This is a genomic window from Streptomyces sp. HSW2009, from assembly GCF_040240285.1.
In the GTDB taxonomy this organism is placed as follows: domain Bacteria; phylum Actinomycetota; class Actinomycetes; order Streptomycetales; family Streptomycetaceae; genus Streptomyces.
In genome coordinates this window covers 1-12828 of the sequence record NZ_JBEHZD010000193.1, presented here as the reverse complement: position 1 = coordinate 12828, position 12828 = coordinate 1, and the positions used below count along the sequence as shown (strand labels likewise).

11 protein-coding genes and 1 pseudogene are annotated in these 12828 nt (G+C 71.1%); 10 read left to right on the top strand and 2 right to left on the bottom strand.

Annotated features, from left to right (window positions below):
- A partial coding sequence (locus tag AAHZ94_RS16400; protein WP_349993627.1) for a transglycosylase domain-containing protein occupies positions 1–2412 on the bottom strand: 2412 nt, incomplete at its 3' end.
- 264 nt (positions 2413–2676) lie between these two features.
- Between AAHZ94_RS16400 and AAHZ94_RS16395 the strand changes: the two genes are divergently transcribed.
- From AAHZ94_RS16395 to AAHZ94_RS16365, 7 genes are all read left to right on the top strand, one after another.
- Entirely contained in the window at positions 2677–3645 is a 969-nt protein-coding gene (locus tag AAHZ94_RS16395) for an SPFH domain-containing protein (RefSeq protein WP_349993626.1), read from the top strand.
- The gene (locus tag AAHZ94_RS16390) at positions 3642–4040 is read left to right on the top strand and encodes a type II toxin-antitoxin system antitoxin (RefSeq protein WP_349993628.1); all 399 of its coding nucleotides are present in this window, start codon (positions 3642–3644) and stop codon (positions 4038–4040) included. The genes AAHZ94_RS16395 and AAHZ94_RS16390 overlap by 4 nt, the downstream gene beginning before the upstream one ends.
- A 596-nt stretch (positions 4041–4636) precedes the next feature.
- On the top strand, positions 4637–5161 hold the full coding sequence (locus tag AAHZ94_RS16385) for a PadR family transcriptional regulator (RefSeq protein WP_349993625.1): 525 nt from the start codon (positions 4637–4639) through the stop codon (positions 5159–5161).
- Positions 5158–5844: an ABC transporter ATP-binding protein gene (locus AAHZ94_RS16380; RefSeq protein WP_349993624.1), complete on the top strand. Its 687-nt coding sequence runs from the start codon at positions 5158–5160 to the stop codon at positions 5842–5844. Before AAHZ94_RS16385 ends, AAHZ94_RS16380 begins: the two co-directional genes overlap by 4 nt.
- Positions 5841–8285 (top strand): FtsX-like permease family protein, encoded by a 2445-nt coding sequence (locus AAHZ94_RS16375; protein ID WP_349993623.1) that lies wholly within the window; start codon positions 5841–5843, stop codon positions 8283–8285. Before AAHZ94_RS16380 ends, AAHZ94_RS16375 begins: the two co-directional genes overlap by 4 nt.
- 440 nt (positions 8286–8725) lie before the next feature.
- Entirely contained in the window at positions 8726–9298 is a 573-nt protein-coding gene (locus AAHZ94_RS16370; RefSeq protein WP_349993622.1) for a hypothetical protein, read from the top strand.
- A gap of 205 nt (positions 9299–9503) precedes the next feature.
- Positions 9504–9854 (top strand): hypothetical protein, encoded by a 351-nt coding sequence (locus AAHZ94_RS16365; RefSeq protein WP_349993621.1) that lies wholly within the window; start codon positions 9504–9506, stop codon positions 9852–9854.
- A gap of 150 nt (positions 9855–10004) precedes the next feature.
- Here the strand turns inward: AAHZ94_RS16365 and AAHZ94_RS16360 are convergent, their stop codons facing one another.
- A complete protein-coding gene (locus AAHZ94_RS16360; RefSeq protein ID WP_502964692.1) occupies positions 10005–10946 on the bottom strand; it encodes a hydrogen peroxide-inducible genes activator in 942 nt (313 codons plus the stop codon).
- A 153-nt stretch (positions 10947–11099) separates the two neighbouring features.
- Between AAHZ94_RS16360 and AAHZ94_RS16355 the strand changes: the two genes are divergently transcribed.
- The 3 genes and pseudogenes from AAHZ94_RS16355 to AAHZ94_RS16345 all read left to right on the top strand — a co-directional run.
- A complete protein-coding gene (locus tag AAHZ94_RS16355) occupies positions 11100–11657 on the top strand; it encodes a peroxiredoxin (protein WP_349993619.1) in 558 nt (185 codons plus the stop codon).
- A gap of 23 nt (positions 11658–11680) precedes the next feature.
- Positions 11681–12214 carry an alkyl hydroperoxide reductase gene (locus tag AAHZ94_RS16350; protein WP_349993618.1) on the top strand — a complete coding sequence of 178 codons (534 nt, stop codon included), beginning with the start codon at positions 11681–11683 and terminating at the stop codon, positions 12212–12214.
- A 287-nt stretch (positions 12215–12501) separates the two neighbouring features.
- Positions 12502–12828: pseudogene (locus AAHZ94_RS16345) on the top strand (hypothetical protein); the annotation flags it as partial.

The following is a 12828-nucleotide window of genomic DNA, read 5'->3' as shown; positions in this document are numbered from 1 at the left end:
CCCCCCCCCCCCCCCCAATTTTTTTTTAATCATCCGCCCACCACCGACATCTACACACGGAGTAGCGGCGGCAGCGCCAGATGTGAAAAAGAGACCGGGCGCCCGGGTGGTCGGCGGCGCCACGGTGGGCTCCCTGGTGGCCGGGGCGGCCGGCCCCAGGTGCGTATCGAGGTCGAACCGCGAGGCGGCGTCGCCGCTCAGCGCGGCCTGGGTGTACGCGGCCCAGATCTGTGCCGGGTAGGCGCCACCGTTGACCCGGCCGCCGCCCCCGGTGCCGCGCAGCGAGACCTGCTGGCCCTGCTTGACCTTGCCCTGCGTGCGGTCGGCCTCGCCGAACAGGCCGACGGCCGTCACCAGGTCCGGGGTGTAGCCGACGAACCAGGCCGACTTGTTGTCGTCGGAGGTGCCGGTCTTGCCGGCCACCGCCTGGCCCTCGGTGCGCACCGCGGAGCCGGTGCCGTCGTCCACCACGCCGGTGAGGACGGAGGTGACGGCGTCGGCCGAGTTGCGGCTGATGGCCTCCTCGCCGACCGGGTCCGGCAGGTCGGCCTTCTCGTCGCGCTTCTCCGCCGACTTCACGATGGTCGGGGTGACCTTCTTGCCGTGGTTGTCGAGCGTGGCGTACACGCCGGCCATCTCCAGCGGGCTGGCGCCCATCACGCCCAGCGACATCGCGGGCCGCTCGTCGAAGCCGCCGGCCTTGGGGTTCATGCCGAGGTCGACCGCGGTCTGCTTGACCTCGGGGAGCCCGACGTCGACGGCCATCTGCGCGAAGACGGAGTTGACCGACTTGTTCATGGCCCGCTGCACGCTGATCGGGCCGTAGCTGCGGCCGTCCTCGTTGGGCGGGGCGAACGGCGTCGTGCTGCCCCGGACCGGCCGCTTGCTGGTGCCGTCGTAGATCGTGCCGGGCCGGATCGGCAGGCCGGCGCGGGTGCGGGCGTCGTTCTCGAAGGCCGAGGCGAGGATGAGCGGCTTGAAGGTGGAGGCCGGCTGGTAGTCCTGGCGGGTGGCGTTGTTGACGTAGTGCTTGGTGTAGTCCCGGCCGCCGTACAGGGCGAGGATGCGGCCCGTCTTCGGGTCCACCGAGACCGCACCGGCCTGCGCCCTGGCGTCCACCGGGCGGGTGGCCGGGTCCAGGTCGGCCAGCAGTTCGGTCCTGACGGCCCGCTCCAGGTCGCGCTGCTTGTGCCGGTCGATGTTGAGCGTGATGTCCCAGCCGCCGGCGGCCAGCAGGTCCTGCTCGTTGACGCCGGCCTTGATGAGCTCCTGCTCGGCGAGCTTGACCAGGTAGCCGCGCTGCCCGTCCAGGCCGGCCACCGCCTTGGGCGGCCCGGGCACCGGGAACTTCAGGGCTGCGCGCTCGTCGGCGTCCAGCCACTTCTTCTCGACCATGTTGTCGAGCACGTAGTTCCAGCGCTGCTTGACCAGCTTCTTGCTGACCGGCCCGGCCGCCGCCCAGTCGTACTGGCTCGGGGCCTGGAGCAGCGCCGCCAGGTACGCGCCCTCGGCGACGGTCAGCTTCTCGACCTCCTTGCCGTAGTACGCGCGGGAGGCCGCCTGGATGCCGTAGGCGTTGCGGCCGAAGTAGCTGGTGTTGACGTACCCCTCAAGGATCTCGTCCTTGGACTTCTCGCGGTCCAGCTTGAGCGAGATGACCAGCTCCTTGAGCTTGCGGGAGACGGTCTGTTCCTGGGTGAGGTAGTAGTTCTTGACGTACTGCTGGGTGATGGTCGAGCCACCCTGCTTGCCGCGGCCGAGCAGGGTGTTGAGCACCCCGCGGGTGGTGCCCTTCAGGTCGATGCCCGAGTCGTTGTAGAAGCTCTTGTTCTCGGCCGCCACGAAGGTGTGCTGGACGTCCTTCGGCACCCGGGACAGCTTGACCGACTCGCGGTTGATGTCGCCGGTGCGGGCGAAGACGGTGCCGTCGCTGTAGCGGTAGATGTTGCTCTGCGCCTTGGCCGCCGCGTTGCCCGACGGTACGTCGACGGAGAAGTAGAGCACGGCGAAGGCGCCGGTGCACAGGGCGATGAAGCCGAGGAAGTAGGCCAGCAGCTTCTTCCAGGTGAAGAAGCGGCGGAAGCCTTTCTTCTTGGGCTTCTTGGGCTTCTCGGGCTTCTCGGGCTTCTCGGGCTTCTCGGCCTGCGGGGCTTCTTGGGCCTGCTGCGCCTGCTGGGAGTGCAGGGACTTCTGGGTTGCCGTGCCGGGCGTGCTCGCGGTCCCCGACCTGCTCGTGGTGCCGGGCGTGCCCGTCGTACCAGGTGTGTTCGACCTGCCAGGTGTGTTCGACGTACCGGATATGTCGCCGGGTATCGCCGCGGTCGCGCCGTCCGCCGCGCCCGCGCCGGTCCCTTCCGTCTTTCCGCGGCGAGCGCGCTTCTGGCGCGCCCGCCTGTCGTCCGCTCGGCTCATGTCTGCCGCTCCAGTCGCTTCACCCCAAGCCAGCCAATCCAAGTAGCTAACACCGCAAGTAGCGGCAAAAGCCCATTGATCAAGCCATTTCGGGACGTGACAATCAGCACCCCTTCCATGGGAACCGACGAATCAGGGGCGCCGAGGGTTGTCCCGGTGCGTTAATGTGCTAACACTTTGCTAGCTGAGGAACGACCGCCTCGACGCCGCACCCCCGGCCCCACCGGGCGTGCGCGGCCATGCTCACGAACGGGGAACCACGCCATGCCCACGCCCACCACCCCACCCAGCACGCCGGCCACCAGCACCGGCGGCGGCGACCTGCCCGCCAGACAGGAGCCCCGGGTCACCGAGTTCCCCGCGCACAGCGTGAACGGGGGGCTCGCCCTGCTCTGCGGCCTCTTCGGCCTCTTCGGCGGCGTCGCCCTGCTGATCGCCGGCATAGCGGTGGCGAGCGACGGCACGCCGGCGGTCGGCGTGCCGCTGATCATCGCCGGCCCGCTGATCTCCATCGGCGCCTTCCTCGCCATGTGCGGGCTGAACATGGTCGCGCCCGGCGAGGCCCGCGTGGTCCAGCTCTTCGGCCGCTACCGCGGCACCATCCGCACCGACGGCCTGCGCTGGGTGAACCCGTTCACCAGCCGGAAGAGGATCTCCACCCGGGTGCGCAACCACGAGACCGCGGTGCTCAAGGTCAACGACGCGTACGGCAACCCGATCGAGCTCGCGGCCGTGGTGGTCTGGAAGGTCGAGGACACCGCGCAGGCCGTGTTCGAGGTGGACGACTTCCTGGAGTTCGTCGCCACCCAGACCGAGGCGGCCGTGCGGCACATCGCCATCGAGTACCCGTACGACGCACACGACGAGGGCGGTCTGTCGCTGCGCGGCAACGCCGAGGAGATCACCGAGAAGCTCGCGGTCGAACTGCACGCCCGGGTGGCGGCGGCCGGCGTACGGATCATCGAATCGCGCTTCACGCACCTCGCGTACGCGCCCGAGATCGCGTCGGCCATGCTCCAGCGGCAGCAGGCCGGGGCCGTGGTCGCGGCGCGCCGCCAGATCGTGGAGGGCGCGGTCGGCATGGTCGAGGACGCGCTGGAGCGGATCGCGGAACAGGGCATCGTGGAGCTGGACGAGGAGCGCAAGGCGGCGATGGTGAGCAACCTGCTGGTCGTGCTCTGCGGCGACCGCTCCCCGCAGCCGGTGCTGAACACGGGATCGCTCTACCAGTGACGGAGGAGCCCCCGCGGCGCAGGCCGCAGCAGCGCAAGCAGATGCTGCTGCGGCTCGACCCCGCCGTCCACGACGCGCTGGCCCGCTGGGCCGGCGACGAACTCCGCAGCGCCAACGCCCATGTGGAGTTCCTGCTCCGCCGGGCGCTGGCGGACGCCGGCCGACTCCCGGGCGGCGTCGGCGCGATCCCCCGCCGCGGCCGGCCACCGAAGTCCGCTACGGGATCGGCTGATCCGCCGGGGGCATGTGATCGACCCGGGGCGGACGGCCGAGGGGGGGCGCCTGATCCGGCCGAGGCGCCTGATCCGCCCGGGCCGCGCTATCAGCCCGGGCCAAACGACCCGAACCGTACGGAGATTTCCGACACATCGGAGGGCACCGGGCGGGGTACGTGACTCCGCCGCGGCGGGGAGGTGGGGCGCGGCGCCTCGCGCCAGTGCGGGGCGCGGCGCCTCGCGGTGAGGCGCGGCGCCTCGCGGAGGAGTGGGGCGGGGCGCGGCGGAATCCGGGTGCGGCGCGCGCCCGACCCACCCCAAGCCGAATCCGCCCCACCCCACCGCGCACCCACCCCACCGCACACCCTCCACACACCCACCCCTCCCGCAGCTCCACTCCCCCGCAGGCTCGCCCGGCACCGTCCACCGACGCCGAGCGGGCCTTTCGCATGCCGCGGGCGGATGCCCCGGCCCCGTACGGAACTCACCCTTCCGCCGCCGGGGCACCACCCCGCCCCAGCACGGAATCCGACCCCCCGGCATCCGGAGCGCCGCCCCGACCCGGCACGGAACCCAACCCTCCACAATCCGGAGCGCCGCCCCGGCCGCACGCGGAACCCACCCCTCCGCCGCCGGGGGCGCAACCAGAGGCGCCACCCCGGCCCCACACAGACCCCACCCCCTCCTCAACCCAGCACATCGCCCCTGACCTGCGAAGATCATCTATGCACTGCGGCTATACATAGGGCGTATACACATGGTGTAGAGTCCCCGACATGTCCATTGGCCACACCCTTCTCGGGCTCCTGGAGTCCGGCCCCCGACACGGTTACGACCTCAAGCGCGCCTTCGACGAGCGCTTCGGGCACGACCGCCCCCTGCACTACGGGCAGGTCTACTCGACCATGTCCCGGCTACTGAAGAACGGCCTCGTGGAGGTCGACGGAATAGAGGCCGGAGGCGGCCCCGAGCGCAAGCGGTACGCCATCACCGACGCCGGGATCACCGATGTCGGGCACTGGCTCGCCCAGCCCGAAAAGCCCGATCCGTACCTCCAGTCGACCCTCTACACCAAGGTCGTGCTGGCGCTGCTGACCGGACGCAACGCGGCCGACCTGCTGGACACCCAGCGCGCCGAGCACCTGCGCCTGATGCGCGACCTGACCCAACGCAAGCGCAACGGCGACCTCGCCGACCAGCTCATCTGCGACCACGCGCTGTTCCACCTCGAAGCCGATCTGCGGTGGCTCGAACTCACCGCGGCCCGACTCGACCAACTCGACAAGGCGGTGCGCGGATGACCCCCGCCGGCTCCCTGCTCGTCGCCTCCGGACTGCACAAGTCCTACGGGCCCACCCCGGCCCTGGACGGCGCCGACTTCTCCATCCACCCCGCCGAGGTCGTCGCGATCATGGGCCCGTCGGGCTCCGGCAAGTCCACGCTGCTGCACTGCCTGGCCGGGATCGTCCAGCCCGACTCGGGCACCGTCTCCTCCGGCGGCGGGGCGAGGTCCGCGCTGCCCGACCGGGAGCGCAGCGCGCTGCGCCGGAGCGAGTTCGGCTTCGTCTTCCAGTTCGGCCAGCTCGTCCCCGAGCTGACCTGCCTGGAGAACGTGGCCCTGCCGCTGCGGCTGAACGGCACCGGCCGCAAGGCCGCCGAGGCGCAGGCCCTGGAGTGGCTTGGGCGGCTTGAGGTGGACACCGTCGCAGGCCAGCGGCCCAGCGAGGTCTCCGGTGGCCAGGGGCAGCGGGTGGCGGTGGCGCGTTCGCTGGTCACCCAGCCGCGGGTGCTCTTCGCCGACGAGCCGACCGGCGCGCTCGACTCGCTCAACGGCGAGCGCGTCATGCAGTTGTTCACGGACGCGGCACGGGACACCCGGGCCGCGGTGGTGCTCGTCACCCACGAGGCACGGGTGGCCGCGTACTCCGACCGCGAGGTCGTCGTACGGGACGGCAAGGCCCGGGACATGGCGGGCGTCGCATGATCACCCAACCGCACCCGAGCGCGCCGCAGGCCGAGGCCCCGGACGCACCGGTGTCCGGCGGCGCCAGCCCCAGCGCGGGCGGCCGGCCGCTCGGGGTCAGGGCCCGGGCGGGGCTCGCCGCCTGGGTGCGCGACCTCGGGCTCGGCGCCCGCTTCGCCGTCGCCGGCGGCCGGGCCGGCTGGACCCGTACGGCGCTCACCGGCATCGGCGTGGGCCTCGGCGTCGCGCTGCTGCTGCTCGCGGCCTCCGTGCCGAGCATCCTCAGCAGCCGCGGCGAGCGGGGCGACGCGCGCAACGTCCCCGTCTTCTACGAGGAGAGCCTCAAGCCGGGCCCGCACACCTTCCTGTACGTGAACGGCAGCACCGCCTGGCACGACCAGGAGATCGTGGGCCACCTGCTGCGCGCGGAGGGCGCGCAGCCGCCCACCCCGCCGGGCACCACGGGCATTCCGCGCCCCGGCGAGATGCTGGTCTCGCCCGCCCTGCGGGACCTGCTGCGCAGCGACGACGCGAAGGTGCTCGGGGAGCGGTTCGCCGCGTACCGCGTCGTCGGCACCATCGGTGACCAGGGCCTGCGCGGCCCCGCCGAGCTGATGTTCATCGCGGGCAACGACAAGATCACCGAGGACAACGCGCAGCGCGCCGACCGGTTCGGCCGCACCGGTGAGAGCGAGCCGATGAGCGCCGTGCTCATCCTGCTGGTCGTCATGGTGTGCGTGGTGCTGCTGATGCCAGTGGCGATGTTCATCGGTACGGCGGTGCGGTTCGGCGGCGAACAGCGCGACCGGCGGCTGGCCGCGCTGCGCCTGGTCGGCGCCGACCTGCGCATGACGCACCGGATCGCAGCCGGCGAAGCACTGGTCGGCGCGTTGTTCGGGCTGCTGGTCGGCACCGCGTTCTTCCTCGTCGGGCGGGAGTTCGCCGGCTCGGTCACGGTGTGGGACATCAACGTCTTCCCGTCCGACGTGGCGCCGCACCCGGCGCTCGCGGTCCTGGTGGCGGTGACCGTACCGGCCTGCGCCGTGCTCGTCACGCTGCTGGCGATGCGCAGCATCGCCATCGAGCCGCTGGGCGTGGTCCGCAGCGGCGCCCCGAAGCGGCGCCGGCTGTGGTGGCGCCTCGCGCTGCCCGCGCTCGGCTTCGCGCTGTTGCTGCCGATGATCGGCGAGGTCAGCTACCGGGAGGGCAGCGACCTCAACACCTACCAGGTGGCGGCCGGCGCCATGCTCGTCCTGATCGGCGTCACCACCCTGCTGGCCTGGCTGGTCGAAGGGTTCGTCAACCGCTTCAAGCACGGCCCGCTGTCCTGGCAACTTGCCGTCCGCCGGCTGCAACTGAGCAGCGGTACGGCGGCCCGTACGATCAGCGGCGTCACCGTGGCGGTGGCCGGTGCGATCGCCATCCAGATGCTGTTCGCCGGCGTCCAGGACGACTTCGAGACCCACACCGGGCTCGGCCCCAGCGACCCGAACATCGCCGTGATCGCCGACGTCAGCAACAACGACGAGGTCCAGCACGCCATCTCCACCGTCCGCGGGGTGCACGGCACCCGGGACGTGGTGGCCAGCATCCGCTCCACGTTCACGCTGGCCGGCGCCCGCCCCGGGACCACCGACGACACCATCGAAACGACGCTGTTCATCTCCGACTGCCAGAGCCTGCGCGCCCTCTTCGACCTGTCTTCCTGCAAGGACGGGGACACCTTCCTGACCCAGGACGGCCTGAGCACCCCCGTCCGGCCCGGCACCCGCATCGACCTCGCGCCCGACACCCAGGGCGAGAAGGGCGTGCCGAGGCCGCTGTGGACGGTGCCGCAGTCCTCCCCCGTCGTGAAGCCGACCGGAGTGGCCCCGGGCGACCTGGCGAACGCCATCGTGGCCACGCCGAAGGCGCTGCCGATCGAGAAGCTGGACACGCCGGCCGGGCTCTCCATGCGGCTCGAAGTGGACCCGAAGGCACCGGATGCGCTGGAGCACCTGCGCAATGCGATGGTGCGGCTCGACCCGACGGCCGGCGTGGACGTCTACACCGACGTGGAGCGCAGCCAACGCTTCGACAACATCCAGACCGGCCTGTTCGTCGGCGCGACGGTCACCCTGCTGCTCATCGGCGCCTCCATGGTCGTCACCCAGCTCGAACAGCTACGTGAGCGCAGGCGCCTGCTGTCGGTCCTGGTGGCCTTCGGCACCCGCCGCACCACGCTGGCCTACTCGGTCCTGTGGCAGACGGCCATCCCGGTCGTCATCGGCCTGCTGCTGTCCGTCCTCGGCGGCGCCACGCTGGGCGTGGTCCTCCTGAAGATGGTCGACAGGCCCGTACAGGACTGGTCCTCGATGTTCCCCATGGTCGGCATCGGCGCCGGCGTCATCGCCCTGGTCACCCTGACCAGCCTGCCGCCCCTCTGGCGCATGATGCGCCCGGACGGCCTCCGCACGGAGTAGCCCCCGCGCGCCCGGCCCCACCCGGCCGACGCCGCCGGCCCCCACCCGCATGAGCTGCGGGCGGGGGCCGGCGGCGTGGTTCCCGTACGGAGGGGCAGCCGGCTTCCTCGGACCCGGCTGCCGCACCCATCACTTTGCTGCCATGCATCAAATGGCCGACACGCACCCCGCCCACGGCCGGGTTTCGTCTTACCGCACCCCTTTCCTCGATGTGACTCACGCCACTAAATTAACACACAGTAATCTCCCAAATACCTCGACCCACAGTCCCACCCTGCAGATTACCTCCCCATTCCCAGAGGGCCGCCACGCTAGGTGACACCAGGATGTCGCTTTTTCGCGATATCGGAAATAAACCCCTGCCCACCCCGGCTTCGTACGGATAAGGTCGAGCCGATCGAGCGGTACCCCTCCCTTCACATCTCGAAATCCAGCAAGGGGTGAGGAAGGGGGAGCCGATTCCGCCCTTTCCACAAAAGGAAGTGGTTCTCATAAGCTCCAGTAAAGTACTGCTGCACTCGGTCGTCGCCACCTCGGCCCTCGTCGGCGCGCTGGTGTCCGCACCGCACGCGACCGCAATCGAGCGGCCGTCCGTCACGCTGTCCGCGAGCGCGGACGCGGACACCCGTCTGATCGCCGCCGAGGACCCGGCGGCTATCTCTGCGGCTGCCACTCTGTGTGGCGCGGGCTTCGACACGGTGAGCGGCGTCAAGCCGCTACCCGAAGGGACGGACCCCCGACTGCGGCTCGCGGCCCTCTTCACCTACATCAACAAGAGCGGAAAGGGGTGCGCGGTCCTCGACAACAATGCCGAGGGAAAGAAGTACATGTACCTGAGCGTGTGCGACATCGACGGCAAGAACTGCGGCACCGACTCGGGATACTTCACCGATCACGCGGGCCCGGTCTACGTTCCCAAAGTCGCCTGCGCACGCGTGACCGCAAAGGCCGGGAACAGCCCGAGCAAACTCTACATCGACTACACGAGCAAGTACGTCTTCCCCTGCAACTAATGCATTCCTCATTCATTACCCGGCGCATTGCTATCGCGCCTTTGATTGATTGGCACGTCGCCACCAGAGCGGCGAACTAGTGCAGAGCTCCGGCATCGTGCACGACCGTGTGGTGCACGATGCCGGAGCAGGCCGAATCAGCCGCCTGCGCGCCACGAAGAACCACCGCCGCACACGCCACCACCCGGGCCAGGAAAATGGGCCCATGCTGAAGCCGTCGCCGACCGGGCCCGCGTCATGTGCGTGGGCCGCCAAGGCCCTCACCGCGAACGTGCTGCTCGGAATCCCCGGGGTGATCCCGGTGTGGCTCCTGTGGTACTTCGCCGCCAACTGGCCCCTCGCGGCAATCGGCTGGACCGAACCGGAGCCCACCGAGAACGACGGCCCGCTGCCCTGGCTGCTGCTCGGCGGCCCGGTCGTGCTCCTCTTCGCACTGGCCTGGTGGCTGCTCAACCGCCCGCCCCGGGACGGCTCGACGCCGCGGCCCCGGCTGTACTGGCCACTGAGCGCACTGGCGACGCTGGCGCCCACGTTGGGGCTTGTCGTCGCGCTGTGAAGAGGTGCTGCCAGCGGCCGGCCGCTGCAGCCCCCACCACCGGAAACACACCGGCAGGCGGCCGGCCTCTCATCGGCGGGCGCCTCCCCTTCGAGGCAGCCGACGTCCTCACCGTCGCCCTCGCCCGCACACCCCCGCCCCTGGGGCGCTTCACCCCACCTCAGCCACCCGCACCGGCAACACCCGCATCGCCTCGCGCAGCGCCTGCGCGAAGGACTCGAACTCGCGCTGGCGGGCCGCGCCCGTGCGCATGGCCAGGGCGATCTGGCGGGCGGGGGCCGGGGCGGCGAAGCAGCCGGTGGTGAGCTGGTCGTTGCGGGCCGTCTCCACCTTCAGGGCGGTGCGCGGGAGGAGCGTCACGCCGAGGCCGCCGGCCACCAGTTGCACCAGGGTGGAGAGGCCGGCCGCGCTCGTGGTCACCGGGGCGCCTTCGGTGCGGCCCACCTCGCGGCAGATGTCGAGCGCCTGGTCCCGCAGGCAGTGGCCCTCGTCAAGGAGCAGCAGGTCGAGTTCCTTCAGCGCCTCGCGCGGCACGTCACCGCGCCCGCCGAGCCAGTGGTCCTGCGGCATCACCAGGACGAAGTCCTCCTCGAACAGCGGCAACTCCGTCACCTGCGGCACCCCCAGCGGCACCGCGAGCAGCAGCAGATCGAGCCGGCCGTGGCCGAGGCCGTCCAGCAGCGAGCTGGTCTGTTCCTCGTGCACCTGGAGGTCGAGCAGCGGATACCGCTTGCGGACCAGTTTGAGCACGGTCGGCAGCAGGTAAGGGGCGACGGTGGGGATCACCCCGAGCCGCAGCACTCCGGTGAACGGCGCGCGCGCCGCCTCCGCCTCCTCCATGAGCTCGCCGACCGCGTCCAGTACCGTACGGGCACGCTCGGCCAGTCGCTCCCCCGCAGGTGAGAGCAGTACCTTTCGCGTCGTACGCTCAAGGAGCTGCACGCCGAGCGATTCCTCAAGGGCGGCGACGGCCCCCGAGAGCGCGGGTTGGCTCATGCCGATGGCCGCTGCGGCGTCGCGGAAGTGCAGGTGTTCAGCGACGGCCGCGAAGGCCCGCAACTGGGCCAGGCTCGGCTGTCGCGGCCTGCTCACGGGTGTGCTGGGCGACACCACTGATAACCACCTCCGATCAACTGTTCCCAGTTTAGCTATTTCCGCGATCAATGCCTCCTGTGGCACTGTGGCACTCGTCCAGCCCCTGGAACCCCGCTACCACAGGGGTTTCCTCGCTCACAAGGAGATCGCGTGCTCACTGTTGGTGACCAGTTCCCCGACTGGAAGCTCCTCGGCGTCGAAGGCCCCTCGGTCGACAAGCTGGAGATCAAGGAGTTCAGCTCGGAGGAGTTCAAGACCGGCTGGTCGGTCGTCTTCTTCTGGCCCAAGGACTTCACCTTCGTCTGCCCGACCGAGATCGCCGCGTTCGGCAAGCTGAACGACGAGTTCGCCGACCGTGACGCCAAGGTCCTCGGCGTCTCCGGCGACTCCGAGTTCGTGCACCACGCCTGGCGCAAGGACCACGCCGACCTGAACGACCTGCCCTTCCCGATGCTGGCCGACTCGAAGCACGAGCTCATGCGCGCGCTCGGCGTCGAGGGTGCCGACGGCTTCGCCCAGCGCGCCGTCTTCATCGTGGACCAGAACAACGAGATCCAGTTCACCATGGTCACCGCCGGCTCCGTGGGTCGTAACCCCAAGGAGGTCCTGCGGGTCCTCGACGCCCTCCAGACCGACGAGCTGTGCCCGTGCAACTGGAGCAAGGGCGACGAGACCCTCGACCCGGTCGCGCTGCTCTCCGGCGAGTGAACGAACGAGACTGAGAGACACCCGTGGCACTCGATGACCTGAAGTCCGCCGTCCCGGACTACGCCAAGGACCTGAAGCTGAACCTCGGTTCGGTGATCGGCAACTCCAGCCTGCCGCAGCAGCAGCTCTGGGGCACGGTGCTCGCCTGCGCCATCGCCTCGCGCTCGCCGCGCGTCCTGCGGGAGCTGGAGCCGGAGGCCAAGGCCAACCTGACGGCCGAGGCGTACACCGCGGCCAAGTCGGCCGCCGCCATCATGGCGATGAACAACGTCTACTACCGGACCCGGCACCTGCTGTCGGACCCGGAGTACGGCAACCTGCGTGCGGGCCTGCGGATGAACGTCATCGGCAACCCGGGCGTGGAGAAGGTCGACTTCGAACTCTGGTCGCTCGCGGTCTCCGCGATCAACGGCTGTGGCATGTGCCTGGACTCGCACGAGCAGGTGCTGCGCAAGGCCGGCGTGGACCGGGAGACGATCCAGGAGGCGTTCAAGATCGCGGCCGTGCTCCAGGCGGTCGGCGCCACCCTGGACGCCGAGGCGACCCTCGCCGAATAGCCGAACAACAGCCGTCACCGGCGCGCACGCCCACCTGGCGCGCCCGCCCCGACGGCCCGACGGCGCGGCGCACGCCGCTGGTACGAACGCGCCGTCACCGGCACCACCCGGGCCCCGTGGACAGTCCGCTGTCCACGGGGCCTTTGGCATACGCGCACGCGACCCGCGCGAGGGGCAGCGCCACACCCCCGTCCGACCGGCCCCGCCGGCCGCCCCTCCCTCTCGGGCCGCGCCCGTACGCCTCGTCTCCGTGCGCCTTTCCCCGTACGCCGCGGTACCCGTACGCCATGCCCCGTACGCTGCGGCACCCGTACGGCCCACGCACCTGCGTCCCCAACCCCGACCGGCCCCGAGCCGAGGTACGCCGCGACACGCGGGCCGGCCGCCGAACGGGGGACGAGCCAGCGCCGTACGACGCGGGCCCCCCCCCGCCCCCGGGGGGGGGGCGGGGGGGGGGCGGGAGCCGGACGGGGCCAGCAGGGGAGCGGGAGGGGGAGCGGCGAGGCCGCGGGGGGGCGGGGCCCCGGGGGGGGGGGGGGGGCGGGGCCCCCCGCGGGCGGGGGGGGGGGGGGGGGGGGGGGGGGGGGGGGCGGGCGCCCCCCCACCCCCCCCCC

Coding starts and splice junctions, on each gene's coding strand:
- AAHZ94_RS16385 (WP_349993625.1), top strand. CDS start 4,637: ATGTCCATTGGCCACACCCTTCTCGGGCTCCTGGAGTCCGGCCCCCGA.
- AAHZ94_RS16365 (WP_349993621.1), top strand. CDS start 9,504: ATGCTGAAGCCGTCGCCGACCGGGCCCGCGTCATGTGCGTGGGCCGCC.
- AAHZ94_RS16375 (WP_349993623.1), top strand. CDS start 5,841: ATGATCACCCAACCGCACCCGAGCGCGCCGCAGGCCGAGGCCCCGGAC.
- AAHZ94_RS16380 (WP_349993624.1), top strand. CDS start 5,158: ATGACCCCCGCCGGCTCCCTGCTCGTCGCCTCCGGACTGCACAAGTCC.
- AAHZ94_RS16395 (WP_349993626.1), top strand. CDS start 2,677: ATGCCCACGCCCACCACCCCACCCAGCACGCCGGCCACCAGCACCGGC.